Source organism: Okeania sp. SIO3B5 (genome assembly GCF_010692555.1).
In the GTDB taxonomy this organism is placed as follows: Bacteria; Cyanobacteriota; Cyanobacteriia; order Cyanobacteriales; family Microcoleaceae; genus Okeania.
Map to the genome: position 1 here is coordinate 24,762 of NZ_JAAHHG010000032.1, position 22,271 is coordinate 47,032.

6 protein-coding genes are annotated in these 22,271 nt (G+C 40.4%); 2 read left to right on the forward strand and 4 right to left on the reverse strand.

Annotated features, from left to right (window positions below; translation table 11 throughout):
* Positions 1 to 159 precede the first annotated feature (159 nt).
* Positions 160 to 1,215 carry a septal ring lytic transglycosylase RlpA family protein gene (locus F6K54_RS07300; protein WP_293076050.1) on the reverse strand — a complete coding sequence of 352 codons (1,056 nt, stop codon included), beginning with the start codon at positions 1,213 to 1,215 and terminating at the stop codon, positions 160 to 162.
* Between the two features lie 732 nt (positions 1,216 to 1,947).
* On the opposite strand from F6K54_RS07300, the gene purM reads away from it, so the two are divergent.
* Positions 1,948 to 2,943, forward strand: a complete 996-nt coding sequence (gene purM / locus F6K54_RS07305; protein ID WP_293076055.1) for a phosphoribosylformylglycinamidine cyclo-ligase — start codon at positions 1,948 to 1,950, stop codon at positions 2,941 to 2,943.
* Positions 2,944 to 4,409: 1,466 nt separating this feature from the next.
* Positions 4,410 to 6,185 (forward strand): AarF/ABC1/UbiB kinase family protein, encoded by a 1,776-nt coding sequence (locus tag F6K54_RS07310; protein ID WP_293076051.1) that lies wholly within the window; start codon positions 4,410 to 4,412, stop codon positions 6,183 to 6,185.
* A 66-nt stretch (positions 6,186 to 6,251) separates the two neighbouring features.
* Here the strand turns inward: F6K54_RS07310 and F6K54_RS07315 are convergent, their stop codons facing one another.
* Genes F6K54_RS07315 through F6K54_RS07325 form a run of 3 tightly spaced genes read right to left on the reverse strand, consistent with a single transcriptional unit; the run spans position 6,252 to position 22,215 of the window.
* Entirely contained in the window at positions 6,252 to 12,593 is a 6,342-nt protein-coding gene (locus F6K54_RS07315) for a non-ribosomal peptide synthetase (protein ID WP_293076052.1), read from the reverse strand.
* Positions 12,590 to 17,272 (reverse strand): non-ribosomal peptide synthetase, encoded by a 4,683-nt coding sequence (locus F6K54_RS07320; protein WP_293076053.1) that lies wholly within the window; start codon positions 17,270 to 17,272, stop codon positions 12,590 to 12,592. The genes F6K54_RS07315 and F6K54_RS07320 overlap by 4 nt, the downstream gene beginning before the upstream one ends.
* The gene (locus tag F6K54_RS07325) at positions 17,269 to 22,215 is read right to left on the reverse strand and encodes a non-ribosomal peptide synthetase (protein WP_293076054.1); all 4,947 of its coding nucleotides are present in this window, start codon (positions 22,213 to 22,215) and stop codon (positions 17,269 to 17,271) included. Before F6K54_RS07325 ends, F6K54_RS07320 begins: the two co-directional genes overlap by 4 nt.
* Between the last annotated feature and the right edge of the window lie 56 nt (positions 22,216 to 22,271).

Below are 22,271 nucleotides of genomic sequence, written 5' to 3' on the forward strand. Positions count from 1 at the left end.
CTTCACAGATTGATGTTCATTCGCTACCGTGTGGTCTACACTGTCAACCCAACAACAGGGCGGATGGAATTTCACCACCAAGGTAATAAGAGTTATTCACAAGTCGAGGTTATCCTCATGTGTTGACTTGGAACGGCCATTTATATCTAGTTTCCTAGTTTAGTGACCAACGAGTCGCACAGATCCACGAGAATCAATAACCTCAACTTTCACAGGAGCAACTCCACTATGAACCATACCTAAAATACGAGCCGCCGCAGCGGATAAATCAATAACTCTGCCTCGAATAAATGGGCCACGATCGTTAATTCTGACAACGACTGAACTACCATTATTGAGATTGGTTACTCGTACCTTTGTCCCAAAAGGCAAAGTTTTATGGGCTGCTGTCATGGCATATTGATTGTAACGTTCGCCACTGGCACTTAAGTTACCATGAAATCCAGGGCCGTACCAAGAAGCCCAACCTTGATATTGGAAAGTAATAGGTCCAACAGCTATTTTTTGTGGTTCTGGCTGTGGTTTTGGTTTTGGTTTGCCCGTTATTTCTTTTAAAGGAGGAGCGTTATTAACTTGTCGTCTTAGACGGTTAGTTGCTTGTAGAGTATCTGTTGCTAAATCGTTAGTAGTATCTGGCAGAATAGTCTGCTCATCTATTTCTACTAATTTTTGGTCATTGACCAGAATCATGTAGCTTTCAGTATCTGTGTCCCACTTAGCTGTAATATCCAGATTAGGGTTTTCCTGCATTAGCTGATTTAGTTGAGAGGCAACTATTGATGCTCGCCACACAGGATCTTTTTGTTGGTTTGAATTAGAAGATTGAATAGTAGCTACTTTCACCGAAGAGTCTGAGTTAGACTCTGGACTAATATTATTTACCTTCTTACTCTGAGAGTCAAGAAAAGTCAGAACTGGAATATTACGAACATAGAGAGTTGCAGCTTGACGACCAGTTAGTTCATGGGCAAAAATTTCAGTAACAGTATCTTCTCCCTGTTGTCTGTTTAACTGGTATTCTCCAACTTTCAGCACGTCTGCCTGTCTATTGGCAAGAGTTTTCTGTAAGTTATCATTTGTTTCTAAGCTTTTATCTGTTGGTTCGTTTTTTTTATAAAAGTTGTCTTCTTGAAGAGTATCTGCATAAGAGTAACCTACACCTACACTAGAAAATATCAAGAAAGTAGTCAGAAAAGTCCAAATTTTGTACTTCATAAACCTATTTTTTTTAAGCTCTTTTTTTTAAGAAGCACCCATTGAGTTGAACTTATCTGGGCATAGTCCAGCTAAGACTATTCCAGATAACCCAAACTCTTCGATGTTTAAGTATTATTAAGAGACTGGAATAGAGTATCACAAACTTTTAAGATTGGGAATCAAATTAGAAAAAAAATTTGGTTAATTTCATCGTAAAAATTTAGGGATGTGGGAAACTAGTGCAGGATGGCAGAAATAACTAACCAGTTACAAAATCCTAAAAGCCTTACCAATCAATACTTTTGACTTTTGACTTTTGAATGCATGACTTCCGCGTAGCGGCACTAGGCCGTTTTAACCCCTGGATGAAAACTAACTGACAGGTTTTAACCAGTCGTCTAAATATTGCCTTTCATAATTATTTTCGCTATACTTATACTATATGGCGATAATAGTTGAAATGTATCTGACCCAAAAGAACAAAATCAGGAACTTGTCCGCGGCTATGCCATTAAGGGTTAAATTTGACGTGGATTTATCCCGGCAAATTTATTCTGCTTAAGAATCCGCGTGGATTTATCCTGCGGAGTGTCAAAGAGACAATACAGATGGTAAACTTCTAAAGGCTAGACATCCTGACAAAAATAGGGATTTATGAAATTGCCTTTGCCAGATCGAGAATCTTTCAGAAATTGGTTTCTTAATCTTTATGTTGTCTAGCGCACAATCAAAGTTTTGGCCTAAGACATGATGGATTATAAACAAGCTGGTGTTGATGTTGAAGCGGGTCGTGAATTTGTAGATAATATCCGCAATATGGTTATTAGTACCCACCGACCAGAGGTTTTAGGAGCATTAGGTGGGTTTAGCGGTTTATTTGCTTTGCCAAGTGGTTATACAGAACCTGTTTTGGTTTCTGGTACTGATGGTGTGGGCACAAAATTAAAACTAGCAAATATTCTTAATTGTCATCATACTGTTGGTATTGATTTGGTTGCTATGTGTGTCAATGATGTGTTGACATCGGGGGCGGAACCTCTATTTTTTTTGGATTATTTAGCAACTGGAAAATTGGATCAGCAACAGTTAACTGAAGTGGTTTCTGGTATTGCTGAAGGATGTCGTTTAGCGGGGTGTGCTTTAATTGGAGGAGAGACTGCTGAAATGCCTGGTTTTTATCCACCTGGTGAGTACGATCTGGCTGGTTTTTCTGTGGGAATTGTAGAAAAAAGTTTAATTTTGGATGGGTCTCAGGTAAAAGTAGGTGATGTGGCAATTGGATTAGAAAGTAGTGGAATTCATAGTAATGGTTTTAGTTTGGTTAGAAAAATTATTGATGAATGCAATATTTCTCTACAAGATAGCCCAGATTTTTTGGAGCAAAAAAGTTTAGGAGAAGCGTTATTAACTCCAACAAAAATTTATGTCAAGCCAATTTTAGCAGCGCAAAAATCTGGTTTAGAAATTCATGGTATGGCTCATATTACTGGGGGTGGTTTACCAGAAAATTTACCTCGTTGTTTGCCAAAGGGAATGTATATTGATATAGATAAAAGTAGTTGGGATATTCCTCCTATTTTTAGGTGGATTTCCGAAGTTGGAAATGTTGAAGAAGAAGCAATGTTTAATACTTTTAATATGGGGATTGGTTTTGTGGTTTTAGTGTCACAGAGTCAGGCAGAAATAACGATTAATTGGTTTGCTTCTCAGGGAATAAAAGGTTATTTTATTGGTGAAGTTAGTTAGTTTTTGAGTAAGCATTTCCTGCGGAATGCTGCGCAAACAGCTATTAGCTGTCAGCTAGCCTCCTGCGGAGGAACTGCGGACTTCAGCAACAAGACTCTCTCTTATGGGACAGTGTTTAAATTAACAACTGACTTTAAGGACAAGAAAGCTAACTTTTGTAGTAAGACAATTAATAAAGCTTTTATCTTATAACTAAAAGCAATAGCTGATGGCTGATAACGCAGTTCCTCCCATAGGAGGCTGGCTGACGGCTGACGGCTGACGGCTGAATGCTTACGTTTTTGATCATGGGTTTAGCAAAAAAATAGGGAGGGATTTATTGATGAGAGAGTAGGCGTTTTGCTAGCGCACAACTACGTTAACGGCTGTCGCTGATATGTTTGCGCAGCATGACCTAGGAAAACGCGGAGCGTTGCGTCAGTAGTATTGCCAAAGTAATTTATTCAATTATCAATCTTTATTTATTGTCCTCACACCTATAATTTTAAATTACCTAAATCACCGAAATATATTTAAGTTTTTTATGAAAAAAAGATAAAAATCAGCAAGCAATTAGTATTATATTTGCATCATATAAATTGATGCAAAGAGTTGATTTTGTTATTGATATCATGTCCGCTGGTATCGTTTGTGTAAACCCAAGGGTGAATATCTGCAGGAAATTTAAGTTTTTTTTTATTGCTCTTAAGTATTCCTTCCTGTTCCCTGTTCCCTGTTCCCTACCTTTGCTATACAATACTGATGCTACCAGACATGATATGAACTATAAATCCAAACCTAATTAAAATGAGACTTTAATATTGCGACCGCAATATTTCATCTTAGATTTGCTAAATTTACGATGGTTAATGATGATTTATTTGAATAAAAATTTCCTTGATTTGAAACCTAAGTAAATAAGTATGAAATGAAAAACTGGTTAGCGATAATTGTTGCATACAATATCTGATATCCAGCAATTTTTCCCAAATTATTAAATAGTTTTCACTATCTAGTTAATTAAATATTAATCATTATAATAATTTCATGGCCAATACTTAGTTTAAAAGTGTAATTTATCTATGATTTTATCTCTAAAAAATTGTATTTTTAAGAAATTGAGGTATTTAAAATTCTGAGTGTTTTTAAGATGAATTCCGAGTAATTTTCTAGGATTTAATTAAAAGTAAATCTAAAGTTAAATGAAATATAGCAATCCGCGCAGAGGTTGCGGGTAATCAAAAACGTAGATAAAAAAACTGAAACTCCCGCCTGTTTCCTGTTCCCTCTCTTGGTCAGCATTCCCTCTCTTGGTCGGCATTCCCTTGCGACTGGCGTCGTCGCGGAGTCCGACCGCTTGCGCCTGACGGCGACGCGGGGTCTGACCGCTGTTCCCTAAAAGCGGTAAGATTTTTATACACAAATAAAATAGGATTGCTATAGTAAAGTACACAATTAATTAATAATTTATTTTTCTAGTTTAAAAGATGATAAAGAAGAAGTATATTCCTACCCCTATAATTGAGAAAAAAGACCGAAAAACAGTCAAAATTGTGGATAAACTAGAAACTCGTCGGTTATCAACCCCCTACATTATTTGGCGATTCATAGTTTATTTTTTAGGAATACAATACCGCAAGTTTACTGGTAAGTCAGATGTGCAAAAAACAGCCACTCAATTACGAGAAATCTTTGAACAGTTTGGTGGTTTTTGGGTAAAAGCAGGTCAGCTATTAGCATTGCGAAGCGACTTATTTCCAGATGAAGTATGTGATGAACTACTCAAGTTACAGTATGAAGCTATTGGATTTCCTTTTGATATAGCACAGTCAACTATTGAATCAGAATTAGGCAAGCCAATAGATCAGATATTTGCAGCCTTTGATGAACAACCTTTGGCTGCTGCATCTATTGGTCAAATTCATAGAGCAGTTTTGCGGAAGAAGAAAAAACTAATTCCTGTGGTTGTTAAGGTTCAACGCCCTGGTTTAGCAGAGTCTTTTAAGCGAGATTTGGATGTGATTAAGCTTTTTGTCAATGTGTTGATCACCTTGAATATTGGTAGTTATTTACGTTTAGATGAAGCTATTGCAGAACTGGAGAAAACTTTTAGAGAAGAGTTAGACTTCCGCTATGAAGCAACAAATGCTCGTAGGATGAAAAAAACGTTAAAAGAGCACAAGATATATGCTCCGAAAATTTACGATAAATATTCTAAACGTCGAGTTTTGGTAATGGAATTTATCGATGGTGTATTAATGGCGGATTATATTAAGACCTATCAACGCGATCGCGCTAAAGCTAGAAGATGGGAGGACGAAAACGATGTAGACCCCAAAAAGGTAGGTGAAGGCTTATACTTATCATTGTTGCGACAAATCTTTGAAGATAATCTCTATCATGGTGACCTACATCCGGGTAACATTATTTTGCTGCGTAAGAACAAGTTTGTATTGATTGACTTAGGAAGCACGGGTTCTCTAGACAAAGAATCAAGAGATACCTATATGAAGTATAATAATGCCTTGGGAGAAGGGGATTTTGCCAAAGCTGCTGACTACACTATACGATTTGGTGTAGATGTACCGAAGGCTAATATTCCCAGAGTACGGGTAGAAATGGCACGGGCAGTAGTGAATTGGGCAGCTCAGTCAGGGCTTAAGGGCTTATCATACAAAGAAAAATCCTTGGGTGGAGCTACCGCTGAGCTTTCTCAAGTTCTAATTAACTATGGTATCCCCACTAACTGGTCATTTCTGAAAGTTAGTCGGTCTCTTTTAACATTAGATGGTTCGCTTCAGTATTTGTTACCAGAGTTCGATTATTTCAAGATTAGTAAAAAGTATAATAAAGAATCGGGGCGCCGTGCTTTAACTCAAAGTCTACGCCCTGAGAGTATTATGGCATCAATGAATAAGTTATCAGAAACTGTTGCTGAGTATAACGATCTGATTCTGCCTCAAGTCCGACAGCGAACTATACCTTTTGAGTTAACAGTTAACAAGTTTGCTTTATCGTTGGCAGTGATTTTGCGTACTTTGTCATCTGTATTGCTGATAGGTGGGTTTGGAACACTGTATGTATTCCTCTATCAGCAATATTTTGGGGTTATTCAACCTATTAATGTTGAAGTTGTTGATGAAGTTGTGAGACAGTTGCCATATATACCATATTTAGAGTGGGTAGGGATATTAATTGGTGGGGGATTGACTTTCAGAATTTTATTAGCTTGTGCAAATATTTTAGAGCGTAAGGAGTTTTGAAACAAACCCGGTTTCTGCGCTTTTTTATAGGGAAACCCAAAAAAAACTATCTAACTTGCGCGTAGATTAGCATCTGCTGTTATCATTGGTAGGTGGTATATGCACATGGGAATCCCTCAATCGCTTTTCAGCAATTTTACGCTCCGTCTCATTGTCAGTTACTGGGAAATGCGCTAACGCTACTTCGTCTACTTTTCCTTGGTGAGTCAAAGGTAAACTTGATACAGGAACATAAGCTCCTGGCATCATGTATGGAGGTAACTGTTGTTGAATTTGGGAGTCTAATTTTTCGGGATTCCAGACTCCGGCCACCACAACATAAGCTACTAGGAATGTTTGATGAGCTAATACATAAGCTTCTTCTACTCCGGCAACTGATAACAGAGCAGTTTCTATGTCTGCTAGTTCTATTCGCTTTCCTTGAATCCATGTATGCCGTTGTTTTGTTCCGACTATTTCTAGATAACCTTTGTTGTGATAACGACCTATGTCTCCTGTTTGAAATAGTTTACCTAATTGTGGGTGTTCTATAAATTTCTGTGATGTCTGTTGCTGTTGATGCAGATAACCTCTGGCTAAACTGGAACCTCCAATATAGATTTCTCCTGGTACTCCAGTGGGAACAGGGTCTTGGTGTTGGTCTAGTACATAAACTGATAACCGACCAGGGTTGCCTAGGGGTACATTTTCTCTCTTGGGTTCTTCTACCCATTCCCAGTGGGTAACTTCTCCTCCTGCTTCTGGGAGACTGTAGAAATTATGTAATGAAACTGGGTAAGTTTCGACAAATTTGTTGGCTATTTCTGTTGATAGGGTTTCTCCACTGCTAAGGAGCGATCGCCAACTCTTCAAAGATTCTGCCTGGTTAGTTGTATTTAACCAGGTGGGTAGTTCTGACGGATACAGGTGAAGTATGGTAACTTTGTGCTTGCCGATTAATTGCTGTAATTTTGTTGGCTCGTTATTTGCAGCTATAACGACAGTACCACCACTGATTAGAGGTAAACCTATTTCTAGAAGAGCTACATCTTGAGTCAGAGATGTTTTATGTAGTAGAATATCTTGATTAGTTATTTTCAGTGTTTCTTGTAGCCATTGTAAACGTTGAGCTACAGCTTGATGTTCGACTAGCGAGCAGGATGCTCGCGCTGGGGTTTGATTGAGGATATAGGCAAGGTTGGTGGCTGTTGTTCCTGTATTTGGGTTGTCTGTATTGTGTTTAGCTATTGATTCCCACTCCGTGTCTAGACACAGAATTTGAGCATTGGAGTCAGGAATTTCTGATTTGAGGTCGTTTAGGGTTAATATTACCGAAATTGACTGTAAATCCTGTGATTTGTCCGTTGGATCTATTGCTACATAAGCTCCTCCTGCTTTGAGTATTGCTAATAAACCAACGACTCTTTCTACAGTAGGGTCAATATATATGCCTATTGGTGTTTCTGTGCTTATGCCTAAACCTAATAGATGGTGGGCAAGTTGGTTAGCTTTGTAGTTGAGTTGGGCGTAGGTTAATTGTTGGTCCTCAAATATTAAAGCTACTGCATTTGGGTTCTTTTGAACAACATTCTCAAATAATTGATGGATACATTTGTCTGTTGGATAATCTATTTTGCTGTTATTCCATTCCTGCAGAATTTTTTGTTTTTCTGCTGCTGTAATTAGGGGAAGTTTCGAGATTTTTTCTTGGGGGTTGGCTACTATTGCTTCTAGTAAAGTTAGGAAATGTTCCATCAACCTAGCAATGGTTGCTCCGTCAAATATGTCTGTGTTGTAACAAACATAAGCTTCGTGTTCTGGTCCTGATGGTGCTTTCCAGAGATATATTTCTAAATCCATTCTACTAGCAATGTCTGGATAATCTGCAACCCTAGGAGTCACTCTTAATCCTGGTAAATCCCAAGAGTTCAGTGATTTTATATTTAGAAAGTCAAAGTACACTCGCATTAGACGATTTTCCTTAACTTCCGTACCTGGAATAAGTTCCTCTAATAGCTGTGGAAATTGTAAATTCTGATGTTTATAGGCATCTTCAGTTGTTTGTTTGACTTGAGTTAACAATTCGGTAAAGCTAGAGTCATCTGAGAACTGAGAACGAATTGGAAGCATGCTTGCAAACATACCAATTAATGGTTCGATTTCGACTCGGTTGCGGTTAGCAGTTATTGCACCTACTATTAAGTCAGACTCTCCACTATAACGATACAATAAGACAAAAGTTGCACTCAGCATAGTCGTAAATAATGTTGTACCTAACTCTTGACCAAGTTGCTCAAGTTTCTGTATTAAGTTCTGATTGAGTTCCAATGTTTCAAATCTTCCCTCGCGACTTTGCACTTCTGGAGGTCGGCGGTCTGTTAGTAGGGGTAATATTGAGGAAGTTCCTGCTAGTTTGTGTCTCCAGTAGCTTAGATGTTCTTCTAATACCTCTGCTGTTTGTTGTCGTTGCCAGTGGGAGTAGTCGGCATATTGAATGGGTAGTTCTGGTAATGGGGATGGGTTTCCTTGAATGTAGGCTTCATACAATTTATATAGTTCTGAGATTAGTATGTTTATAGACCAACCGTCATATATTATGTGGTCTATGACCAATATTACTACATGAGTTTCTGGGCTAAGTCGTACGAGGGTGACAGACAGCGGGGGGCTTGCTAGGTCAAAGTGTTTTTGGGCTTCAGTTCTGACTAGCTGTTCAAGTTTGGTTATCTGTTCTGCTGATGATGGTAATTCTATTACCGACAGATTAATTTTGGCGACGGTCGAAATTACTTGTATGGGTTTTCCGTCTATAGAGGGGAAACTGGTCCGTAGACTTTCGTGTCGTCGGATGATTTCGTTGAGGCTTTGCTCTAAGACTGCTTTATTTAGAAAACCATCCACGGTAAAACTAAACATACCGTTTAACGGACGCCAGCCCAAAATAATTTCTTGAGGGTAAGAAAGGGGAATTTCCTGTTCCCTAGAAACCCTTGGAATAACTTGACTTTCCTTTGGTTCCAACTCTTGTTCAACTAAAACTTCTGCTAGTTGAGCGATAGTAGGATTTTGAAATAGCTTACTTATAGAGAACTCTACTGGCAATCTTTGTTGCACCCGAGACACAACCTGAGTGGCATTCATAGAATGGCCACCTAAATCAAAGAAGTTATCGTGTATACCTATCTGTTCTATACCCAACACTTCTCTCCAAATCTCTGCTAATGCCTTCTGTGTCTCCGTCTCAGGAGCTACATACTCCGTTGACACACTACTGAGATTATCCGGTACAGGTAATGCCTTCCGGTCTACTTTTCCACTTGGAGTCAGAGGCAGTTGCGACAACACTACAAAACCGCTCGGTATCATATACTCCGGAAACTGCTCTTTCAGATACTGTTTCAATTTCTTGATTTGTTCTGCCTCTGATATCTCTTGGTTTGAGCTAGCTAGAGTTTGGGTTTCTAACACTATATACGCCACTAAACGTTTATTACCTAGGTTGTCTTCGGTGGCTAATACTACTGTTTCTTTAACTATATTATGTTGAGTTAGGGTCGCTTCTATTTCCCCCGTTTCTACCCGGTATCCTCTGATTTTTACTTGGTTGTCTATCCGCCCTAAAAACTCTATGTTGCCATCAGCTAGATAACGACATAAGTCTCCTGTTCTATATAATTTTGTGACTTTTGAGTTATCAAAAGTATGAGGGATGAATTTCTCAGTTGTTAATTCTCGCCGGTTCAGATAACCATTTGCCAGACCGACTCCACCAATGTAAAGTTCTCCTGGAACCCCTACTGGCAATGGTTGTTGCTCACCACTGAGAACATAAAGTTGAGTATTGGCAATCGGACGACCTATCGGGGGGAGTTTCGGCCAGTTATCCGCATCTCCTTCTAATGTGTAAGCAGAAACTACATGGCTTTCTGATGGTCCATATTGGTTTTGCAGTCTACATTCAGGCAGTCGCTTCATCATCTCCACCAGGTCTGCTGTCACCTGCAATTGTTCCCCTGCTGTTACTATTTCTCGCAATGGTGGCAGATTTTGGCATTGAGATGCCACTAAGGCCAACTGTTGTAAAGCTACAAAGGGTAAAAATAGTCGCTCTACCTGATTGTGAGTTAAGAATTCCATCAATCCTAACGGATCACGCCTCAGTTCTGAAGACACTAATACCAGAATCCCTCCTGAACAAAAAGTGGAGAATATTTCTTGGAAGGATACGTCAAAGCTAATAGGAGCAAATTGCAGAGTTTTTGCTCCTTGACCAACTATTGTTTCCTGCTGTTGCCAAAGGATTAGATTCACCAGAGAACCTTGGCTCATAGCCACTCCTTTTGGCTTACCTGTGGAACCAGACGTATAAATAACATAGCCCAAGTTCGATGGTTTGACTTCACTAATTAAATTGCCTTGAGAACAGTCTGACCATAGGTTGTCGTTACTATCTAAACACACTATCTGAGCTTCATATTCTGATAATAACGTTACTAATGATTGCTGAGTTAGCAATATGGATACTTGGGAATCAGAAATCATATAAGCCAAACGTTCTGATGGATAATTGGGGTCTAGTGGCACATAAGCTCCTCCAGCTTTGAGTATGGCTAATATACCTACTACCATTTCTACTGAACGCTCTACACATATACCCACTAGGGTATCTGGAACTACTCCCAACTTTTGCAAGTAATGTGCTAGTTGATTAGCTTTGCTATTTAATTCCGAATAGGTCAGCTTTTGTTGTTCAAATACTACTGCTGCTGCATCTGGGGTTTTCTCTACCTGCTCTTCAAATAATTGACGGATACACTTGTTATTTGGGTAATCTGTTTTCGTATTGTTCCATTCCACCAGTATTTGGTCTCGCTCTGCCTCTTTCATTAATGGCAGCTTGCTCACAGGTTGCTCGGTCGTCTCTACTGCTGCTGATAGTAAGTTTTCATAATGTGACACCATGCGACTAATTGTTTCGGCTGAGAACAAGTCTCGGTTATAGGCACAGAATCCTTTGATTTCCTCTCCTACTGGCCACAGATGTAACTCTAAGTCAAACCTCACTGTCATCTCAGCTCCTCCCCCTTCATACCAACCTACTTCCAAGTTGGGTAAGCTAAAGGATGGTTTTAATACTTCCTCCTGCTGAACGGCAAACATTACCTGAAACAAGGGGCTTTGCGATAAAGAACGTTCTGGTTGCAACTCTTCTACCAATTTCTCAAAGGGTATGTCTTGATTACCATAAGCTTCTAGAGCTGTTTGTTTAACTCGATTTAATACCTCTGTGAAACTAGGGTCTCCTCCTAGGTCTGTGTACATGACTAGGGAGTTGACAAAGAAACCGATCAACCCCTCTATTTCTCGGCGGTTGCGGTTAGCTATAGGTGAACCTACTGCTATACTTTCTTGACCACTGTAACGAGACATTAAGACTTTGAAGGCTGCTAACAGGGTCATAAATAGGGTAGTTCCCTGCTTTTGACTCAGTTGTTTAACTTTTGAGGTCAGCTCTGCTGGTATGTTTATGGGTATACCTGCTCCATTAAAAGTTTGAACTGGAGGTCGGGGATGGTCTGTGGGTAGTTGTATTTGAGGTAAGTCTTGGAGCTTTTGCCTCCAGTAACTTAGTTGACTTTCTAGGGTTTCACCTTGTAAATAGTTCCTTTGCCACACTGCAAAGTCCGCATATTGTATGGGCAACTCTGGTATTGGGGATGGTTGGTCTTGCACTATGGCAGTGTAAATAACTGAAAGTTCCTTGGGTAATACTGTAAGTGACCAGCCATCGCTTGCTATGTGATGTAATATGATTTGCAGTATGTGTTCTGCTTTTCCTAGTTTAAACAACTGAGCCCGTATGGGGGGGTCTACTTCTAGATTGAATGAAAGTTCATTTTCTTGTTGGAGTAGTTGTTGCAGTTTGGTGGTTTGCTCAGATGGTGTTAACTCACTTAGGTCTTGTATAGGTAGTTCTAATTCAAAGGGGGATTGAATTATTTGTACTGGTGTGTCGTTGATTTCACTGAAAGTTGTTCTCAGAGTTTCATGGCGAGCAATGATTTGGTTGAGACTTTTTTCTAGGGCTAAATAGTCGAGTTTTCCTACTAGCTCTAGGGTTAATGGCATATTGTAGGCATTCCTACTCAAAGCCATTTTTTCAATAAACCATAGCCTTTGTTGCGCAAAGGATAATGGCGGAGGATTGCCATTTCGCTCAATAGGATTAATTAAGTCTTCCTTGAATTCTCTCTTTAAATTAGCTTGTTGCAAAAAAGTAATAATTTCCTGCTTACGATCGCTTAATTTAGTTCGTAGCTCTGATGTCAAAACTCCTTCTGGAGCATTACAGCGCAAGCGTTGACCTTCAAGCCATAATTTGATATCTTGATTAGCCAGATCGTCTAAAAATTTTTCTAATGTTTTCATAGCTCTATTTCCTCCCGTTTTTCTGGATTATTAGAGGTTGTTTGTAGTCGTTGTGCTAGAGATACGTTAATATTACTAGTATTTTCAAGGTAAGTACTTAATTGTTCTATAGTTGAATATTCAAATATACTTGTTATAGGTAACTCAATATTAAAAGTCTCCCGAACTCTAGACACAACCTGAGTTGCCATCAAAGAATGACCACCTAAATCAAAGAAGTTATCATGTATTCCCACCTTTTCTATTCCCAACACTTCTTCCCAAATCTCTGCTAAGTTCTTCTGTATCTCCGTCTCAGGAGCTACATACTCCGTTAACACACTACTAGCCATATCTGGGACAGGCAAAGCCTTACGGTCTACTTTACCGTTAGGAGTCAGAGGCAGTTGCGACAACACCATTAACCCTGATGGCACCATATACTCTGGCAACCTCGACTCCAGATACTCTCTCACCTGCGGTATCAATTCCTTTCTCAACTGGGAACTCAACGGATTATTCCCATAATTATTCCATTTACCTCCTATCACCGATTTTTGAGTCAGGGGTGTTAACACGATTCCCTCTTTTGCTAACTCACTCCGCACAAATACCGCATCCATCAATTCCGGACTTCCCTGAGCTGACCAACACAACTCTAAGCTATACCCCAAAGATGGACTTAGTTCATATAACCTCTCTGGATCGATACCCTTGTTTTCGTTTGACTCTAACTTCTGCCTCAACTGCTGTACATTCAGTTTTGATTCTAGCTGTGATAGCAACTCTACCAATTCTACATCATTAGCTACTCTGGTATTTACTAAACCACTAAAGCAAATTGATTCTGGCTCTTGCTCTCGCAGATAAGTTTCTATCTCTTGAACACTCAAAGCCTCTCCACTTTCTACAGTCGGTGTTATTACTGTTCCTGGTTTGGCCTCTATATGCAACAGTACGCTATACCTATATTTACTCAGTTCATTGTGTTCTGTTCCCCTCTGCAAACGTATTTGTACATGAGTTATTTCTGGATGTTTTTCCTTGAGAGCTACAAACAACTCTGGTGACACTAACAACTCCGTCTCGGTCTCCATTTTTCTGTCTATTTTGGCCTTGAGTTGTTCTAGCGATAGTGATGGAGTTCCTTGATACAGTTGCACCGAAGAGTGAAATGCTTTCATTAATGGAAAACTGCGGATATCCCCTAGGAAAATCGTTCCTCCTGGTTTGACTACCCTGATACTATTTTCTATGACTGACAACAAATACTCCACACTAGGGAAATACTGGACTATAGAACTCAGAAGTACCACATCGAAACTATTAGGAGCTATATCAGCCATGTCTTCGGCTCGTTTCTGTGCTAAGGATACATGACTATATTTGTCTGGTTGCTCTTCTATTTGTTTTTTAATATATTCTAATGATACCTTGGATATATCTGTACCATAATATTTTTCTGTCTGCGGTGCGATTTGAAATAGCAGCATTCCTGTGCCACAACCTATTTCCCACACACTCTCTGGTTTGGCCGCTAATACTTGAGTTACTATATCCCCTGCCCAGACGCGCATTTGCTCTACTGGTATCGGCTGGTTATCGTAGTTGCTTATCCATCCTCTGGTGTTGAATAGTGGGTCACTTACTTCACTTAGTTGGTCATATATTTGTTGGTTAAATATATCTTGCCAACTATCTACTTGGGTTTCTGACAGTTCGGGGTTGGAACTGGTTGTGCTTTCGGTTTCTGGTACTATGTATGCTACTAAACGTTTATCTCCTGGGTTGTCTTCTCTTGCTAATACTACCGTTTCTTTAACTTGAGGGTATGAATTGAGGACTGCTTCTATTTCTCCTGTTTCTATTCGGTATCCTCGCACTTTTACCTGATGGTCTATCCGCCCGATAAATTCTATATTGCCATCATCTAGATAACGGCATAAGTCTCCTGTTTTGTATAATTTGGCTTTTTTTGATTCCTCAAAGGGATTAGGAATAAATTTATCCGCTGTCAGTTCGGGGCGGTTGTGGTAGCCTATTGCTAAACCATCTCCTCCTATATGAAGTTCTCCAGGCACTCCTATGGGCACTGGTTGATTCTTTGAGTCCAGGATGTATGCCTGGGTGTTGGATATTGGCTTGCCTATGGGCAGATTTGTTGCTCCTTGTGCTACTTTAGTCACGTTGTACCATGAAGAGAATGTAGTGTTTTCTGTTGGTCCATACACATGAAGTAATCTTTCTGGTGCCCCTTTCTCTAGTACCTGTTTCACTGATTTCGGGTCTACTGCCTCTCCTCCAAATAACAAATGTTTCAAGGTACTGAATGCTTCTGGTACTGAGTAGGCCAACTGATTAAATAAAGCTGTTGTCAAAAACAGTGTAGTGATTTTTTCAAGTTTGATATAGTTGACAAACTCTTGAGGTGAAAGGAGTAGAGATTTGGTAATTACTACTACCACACCTCCGTGTAATAAAGCTCCCCAAATTTCAAATGTGGCTGCATCAAAAGAGGTATTGGAAACTTGAGCTACTCGGTCTGTTGCTTCCAGTTGCACATAGTTAGTGTTGCTAACAAGCCGAACTACTCCTTGATGAGGAATAGTTACCCCCTTTGGTTGACCCGTGGAACCTGAAGTATAGATAACGTAAGCTAACTGATTAGCTGTTACCTGATTTTCAGGCGTTTGCTGACTCTGTTGATTAATAATTTCGGAATCTGTATCCAAACAAATTACTGATGCTTTTGTGTCCGATAGATGATGTTGCCATTTTTCTTGAGTCAAGATGATGGATAGTTGTGCATCTTCTACCATGTAATTGAGACGCTCAGTTGGATAATTAGGGTCTAATGGCACATAAGCTCCTCCGGCTTTGAGTATGGAGAGTATACCTATTACCATCTCCACTGAGCGCTCTACACATATTCCCACTAGCATTTCTGGAGCTACTCCCAAGCTTTGCAAGTGGTGGGCTAGTTGATTAGCTTTGCTATTTAATTGGGAATAGGTCAGCTTTTGCTCTTCAAATACTACTGCTACTGCATCTGGGTTTTTCTCTACCTGCTCCTCAAATAACTGATGGATACATTTATTTTTGGGATAATCTGTTTTGGTATTGTTCCACTCCACCAGTATTTGGTCTAGCTCTGCCTCTTTCATTAATGGCAATTGGCTAATAGGCAGTTCTGGAGTCTGTAGCGCTGCTGATAGTAAGTTTTCATAATGTGACAGCATCCTGCTAATAGTTTCGGCTTCAAACAAGTCTCGGTTATAGGCACAGAATCCTTTGATTTCCTCTCCTACTGGCCACAGATGTAACTCTAAGTCCATCCGCACTGTCATCTCAGCTCCTCCCCCTTCATACCAACCTACTTCCAAGTTGGGTAAGCTAAAGGATGGTTTTAATGCTTCCTCCTGCTGAACGGCAAACATTACCTGAAATAAGGGGTTTTGCGATAGTGCCCGTTCTGGTTGCAACTCTTCTACCAATTTCTCAAAGGGTATGTCTTGATGACCATAAGCTTCTAGAGCTGTTTGTTTAACTCGGTTTAATACTTCTGTGAAACTAGGGTTCCCTCCCAGGTCTGTGTACATGACTAGGGAGTTGACAAAGAAACCTATTAACCCTTCTATTTCTCGGCGGTTGCGGTTGGCTATGGGTGAACCTACTGCTATACTTTCTTGACCACTGTAACGAGACAGTAATACCTTAAATACTGCTAACAGGGTCATAAATAGGGTCGTTCCCTGCTTTTGGGTGAGTTGTTTAACTTTTGATGTTAGTGCTGCTGGTATATTTATGGGTATACCTGCTCCATTAAAAGTTTGAACTGGGGGTCGAGGATGGTCTGTGGGTAGTTGTAGTTGAGGTAAGTCTTGGAGCTTTTGCTTCCAGTAACTTAGTTGGGTTTCGAGGGTTTCACCTTGTAAGTAGTTCTTTTGCCAAACTGCAAAGTCTGCATATTGTATGGGTAGTGAGGGTAATGGGGATGGTTTCTCTTCCAGTGTGGCAGTATAAATAGCCGAGAGTTCTTTGGGTAATACTGTCAGTGACCAGCCATCGCTTGCTATGTGATGTAATGTGATTTGCAGTATGTGTTCTGTTGTTCCTAGTTGAAACAACTGAGCCCGTATGGGGAGGTCTACTTCTAGATTAAATGTTTGTTCATTTTCTTTTTGGAGTAGTTGTTGCAGTTTGCTGGTTTGCTCAGATGCTGTTAACTCACTTAGGTCAATTATGGGTACTTTTAGTTCAAAGGGGGGTTGAATTCTTTGTACTGGTGTACCGTTAATTTCACTGAAGGTGGTTCTCAGAGCTTCATGACGAGCAATGATTTCGTTGAGACTGTTTTGTAGGGCTACATAGTCCAATTTACCTACTAGACGTAGGATTAATGGCATATTGTAGGCATTGCTACTCAAGCCCATTGTTTCTATAAACCATAGCCTTTGTTGTGCAAAGGACAATGGGATGACTTGCTCCCTAGAAACTGATTGAATGGAACTAGCTACAGATTTCTGAGTTATTTGTACTTCTCGAAGAAACTCTAAAATTTCTGTCTTGCGCTCCACTAGATTCTGTTTTAGCTCTGCTGTCATTGCTCCCTTGGGAGCATAACATTCGAGTTGCTCTTGCTCTATCCAAAGTTTAACACCCAGATTTTGCAGGTAAGAAATAAAATCAACTGTTTTCATAACACAAACCTCTCATATTCTTCTGTTTCTGAAATTAACGTAGTCTTATCTTGGGGTAGCTGACGCACCACTTCAATATGTTTAGCTATGCCAGCAATAGTTGGTGACTCAAATAAACCCTGTAAAGTCAGTTCATTGCCAAAACCCTGTCTTACCCGAGACACAACCTGAGTTGCCCTCAAAGAATGACCACCCAAATCAAAGAAGTTATCGTGTATACCTATCTGTTCTATACCCAACACTTCGGCCCAAATCTCTGCTAATATCTTCTGTGTTTCTGTCTCTGGAGCCACATACTCCGTTAACACACTACTTGCCATATCCGGCACAGGCAAAGCCTTACGATCTACCTTACCGTTAGGAGTCAGAGGCAGTTGCGACAACACCATCAACCCTGATGGCACCATATACTCTGGCAACCTCGACTCCAGATACTCTCTTAGCTGCGGTATCAGTTCCTTTCTCAACTGGGAAATCAACGGATTATTCCCATAATTATTCCAGTTACCTCCTACCACCGATTTTTGAGTCAGGGGTGTTAACACTATTCCCTCTGCTGCTAACTCACTGCGTACAAATACCGCATCCATCAATTCCGGACTTCCCTGAGCTGACCAACACAATTCTAAGCTATACCCACAAGAAGCACTTAGTTCATATAACCTCTCTGGTTCAATGCTCTTGCTTTCCTTTGACTTGAAAAACTGCCTCAACTGCTGCACATTCTGTTTGGATTCTGGCTGTGATAGCAACTCTACCAACTCTACATCATTAGCCACTCTGCTATTTACTAAACCACTAAAGCAAACTGATTCTGGCTCTTGTTCTCGCAGATAAGTTTCTATCTCTTGAACACCCAGAGCTGCTCCACTTTCTACCGTCGGTGTTATTACTTTTCCTGGTTTCGCTTCTATATGCAACAGTACGTTATACCTATATGTATTCAGTTCATTGTTTTCTTTTCCCCTCTGTAAACGTATTTGTACATGACTTATTTCTGGATATTTTTCTTTGAGACCTACAAACAACTCTGGTGACACTAACAACTCGGTCTCCTGCTCCATTTTTCTGTCTATCTTTGACTTGAGTTGTTGTCCTGACAGTGATGGGGTTGCTTGATACAGTTGTACCGAACTATGAAATGCTTTCATTAAGGAGAAATTGCGGATATCCCCTAGGAAAATCATTCCCCCTGGTTTCACTACCCTGATACTTTCTTCTATTACTTGCAATAGATATTCCATACTCGGGAAATACTGCACGATGGAACTTAGTAGCACGACATCGAAAGTGTTAGGAGCCACATCAGCCATGTCTTCGGCTCGTTTCTGTGCTAAGGATACATGACTATATTTGTCTGGTTCGGGTTCTATTTGTTTTTTGATGTATTCTAATGAGACGTTAGAAATATCTGTGCCATAATAGTTTTGTGTCTGGGGTGCAATTTGAAACAGCAGCATTCCTGTGCCACAACCTATTTCCCACACACTCTTTGGTTTAGCCGCTAATACTTGAGTTACTACATCTCCTGCCCAGAGCCGCATTTGCTTTTCTGGTATGGGTTGGTTGTCGTAACTGCTGCGCCAACCTGAGATGTTGAATAAGGGGTCAGTAATTTCTCTGTCCTCATTCTCTATTTGTTCATTGAATACTTCTTGCCAATTACTGAGTTGATCATTTGAGAGTTCTTGGTTCAAATTAGTCGCAGTTTCAGTTTCAGCTACTAGGTATCCTACTAAACGTTTATCTCCTGGCTGATCCTCTCTGGCAATTACAACAGCTTGTTGGACTTTGGGATGTTCATTTAAAATTCCTTGAATTTCTCCGGTTTCTATGCGGTAGCCTCGGATTTTTACTTGATGGTCTATTCTACCGATAAATTCTATGTTGCCATCAGATAAATAACGTACCAAGTCTCCAGTTTTATATAATTTTTTCTCCTGCCAAAATATGAATTTTTCAGCGGTTAATTCTGCTTGTTTTAAGTAACTTCGTGCTAGTCCTTCTCCTGCTATGTGTAGCTCTCCTGCTACTCCTATGGGTACAGGTTGTTGATGAGCGTTAAAAATATATACCTGGGTGTTCGCTATTGGCCTACCTATGGTTGGTGACTTGGTTCCTCCTTTTTCCATTAAGCCATATGTTGAGTAGGTTGTGTCTTCACTAGGACCATAAAGGTTGTATACTGCTTTAATTGTTTGTTGCTCATACAGTTGTTGAACCAGTTGATTATCTAGGGGCTCTCCTGCCAGATTCACTGTTGTTACTCCAGTGGGAATAGTTTGGTTTCTAACTAATTCTCTGGCTGCTGATGGTACTGTGTTGATTAGGCTTACTTCTCCTGCTGCTGGTAATTCGGGTAGATGTAAAGCATTTTCAGCTAATATGACTTTTCCTCCCCAACTTAAGGGGACAAACAACTCAAATACTGATAGATCAAAGCAGATAGAAGTGGAAGCTAATACTCCTGATAATTCCTCTTGGGTATACACTTCTCGTGCCCAATACAATAGGGACACTGGACTGCGGTGTTCAATTGCTACTCCTTTAGGTCGGCCTGTAGAACCAGAGGTATACAATACATAAGCTAGGTTCTGGGGATTAACATTACTGACTACATTAGCTTGTATTTCTACCGTATTAGCTTGGTTTATATCTATTATAGGTGTTTGAGTTTCTGGTAAGTGAAACTGGGAGTTGGAGTCACTTAATACCAGGTGTAACTCCCCATCTTCTAATATCTGAGCTAGACGTGAAGTTGGATAATTAGGGTCTAATGGCACATAAGCTCCTCCGGCTTTGAGTATGGCTAATAACCCTACTACCATCTCTACTGAGCGCTCTACACATATTCCCACTAGCATTTCTGGTTTGACTCCCAAGCTTTGCAAGTGGTGGGCTAATTGATTAGCTTTGCTATTTAATTGGCAATAGGTCAGCTTTTGCTCTTCAAATACTACTGCTACTGAATCTGGGTTTTTCTCTACCTGCTCCTCAAATAACTCATGGATACATTTATCTTTGGGATAATCTGTTTTGGTATTGTTCCACTCCACCAGTATTTGATCTAGCTCTGACTCTGTCATTAATGGCAACTGGCTCACAGGTCGTTCTGGAGTCTCTACTGCTGCTGATAGTAACTTTTCATAATGTGACAGCATCCGACTAATTGTTTCGGCTTCAAACAAGTCTCGGTTATAGCCACAGAATCCTTTGATTTCCTCTCCTACTGGCCACAGATGTAACTCTAAGTCAAACCTCACTGTCATCTCAGCTCCTGCCCCTTCATACCAACCTACTTCCAAGTTGGGTAAGCTAAAGGATGGTTTTAATACTTCCTCCTGCTGCACAGCCAACATTACCTGAAACAAGGGGTTTTGCGATAGTACCCGCTCTGGCTGCAACTCTTCTACCAATTTCTCAAAAGGTATGTCTTGGTTTCCATAAGCTTCTACAGCTGTTTGTTTAACCCTGTTTAATACCTCTGTGAAACTAGGGTCTCCTCCTAGGTCTGTGTACATGACTAGGGAGTTGACAAAGAAACCTATCAACCCTTCTATTTCACTCCGGTTGCGGTTGGCGATCGGTGAACCTACTGCTATATTCTCTTGACCACTGTAACGAGACAGTAATACCTTAAATACTGCTAACAGGGTCATAAATAGGGTAGTTCCCTGCTTTTGGGTGAGTTGTTTAACTTTTGATGTTAGTGTTGCTGGTATGTTTATGGGTATACCTGCTCCATTAAAAGTTTCTACTGCGGGTCGGGGATGGTCTGTGGGTAGTTGTAGTTGAGGTAAGTCAAGGAGCTTTTGCTTCCAGTAACTTAGTTGACTTTCAAGGGTTTCACCTTGTAAGTAGTTCTTTTGCCACACTGCAAAGTCCGCATATTGTATTGGTAGTGAGGGTAATGGGGATGGTTTCTCTTCCAGTGTGGCAGTGTAAATAGCTGAAAGTTCTTGAGGTAATACTGTCAGTGACCAGCCATCGGAAGCTATGTGATGTAATGTGATTTGCAGTATGTGTTCTGTTGTTCCTAGTTGAAACAACTGAGCCCGTATGGGGGGGTCTACTTCCAGATTGAATGAAAGTTCATTTTCTTGTTGGAGTAGTTGTTGTAGTTTGCTGGTTTGCTCGGGTGGTGTTAACCCACTGAGGTCAATTATGGGTACTTTTAGTTCAAAGGGGGGTTGAATTATTTGTACTGGTGTGCCGTTGATTTCACTGATAGTGGTTCTCAGGGTTTCATGGCGAGCAATGATTTCGTTGAGACTTTTTTCTAGGGCTACATAGTCCAATTTACCTACTAGATTTAGTGTCAATGGCATATTGTAGGCGTTGCTACTCAAGGCCAGTTTTTCTAGAAACCATAGCCTTTGTTGTGCATATGATAACGGGGGAGGATTTTCATTTTCCTCCCTTGGTTGAATGGCTACGGTCTCTACTGACTGGCTTTGAGCTAAATATACCTCTATTTCCTGAGCCAGACTCACTAGCTGGGAATTCTCAAATAGCTTTGTGAGGGGGAACTCTATATTGAGGACTTGTCGCACCCGAGACACCACCTTCGTTGCCATCAAAGAATGACCACCCAAATCAAAGAAGTTATCATGTATTCCCACCTTTTCTATTCCCAACACTTCAGCCCAAATCTCTGCTAAGACCTTCTGTGCCTGAGTCTCTGGAGCTACATACTCCGTTAACACACTACTGGCCACATCTGGGACAGGCAACGCCTTACGGTCTACTTTACCGTTAGGAGTCAGAGGCAGTTGCGACAACACCATTAACCCTGATGGCACCATATACTCTGGCAACCTCGACTCCAGATACTCTCTCACCTGCGGTATCAGTTCCTTTCTCAACTGAGAACTCAACGGATTATTCCCATAATTCTCCCAGTTACCTGCCACCACCGATTTTTGAGTTAGGGGTGTTAACACGATTCCCTCTTTTGCTAACTCACTGCGCACAAATACCCCATCCATCAATTTCGGAC

Bases quoted from the DNA above. Each gene is read 5' to 3' on its own strand.
- F6K54_RS07300 (WP_293076050.1), bottom strand. From the start codon at position 1,215: ATGAAGTACAAAATTTGGACTTTTCTGACTACTTTCTTGATATTTTCT.
- purM (WP_293076055.1), top strand. From the start codon at position 1,948: ATGGATTATAAACAAGCTGGTGTTGATGTTGAAGCGGGTCGTGAATTT.
- F6K54_RS07310 (WP_293076051.1), top strand. From the start codon at position 4,410: ATGATAAAGAAGAAGTATATTCCTACCCCTATAATTGAGAAAAAAGAC.
- F6K54_RS07315 (WP_293076052.1), bottom strand. From the start codon at position 12,593: ATGAAAACATTAGAAAAATTTTTAGACGATCTGGCTAATCAAGATATC.
- F6K54_RS07320 (WP_293076053.1), bottom strand. From the start codon at position 17,272: ATGAAAACAGTTGATTTTATTTCTTACCTGCAAAATCTGGGTGTTAAA.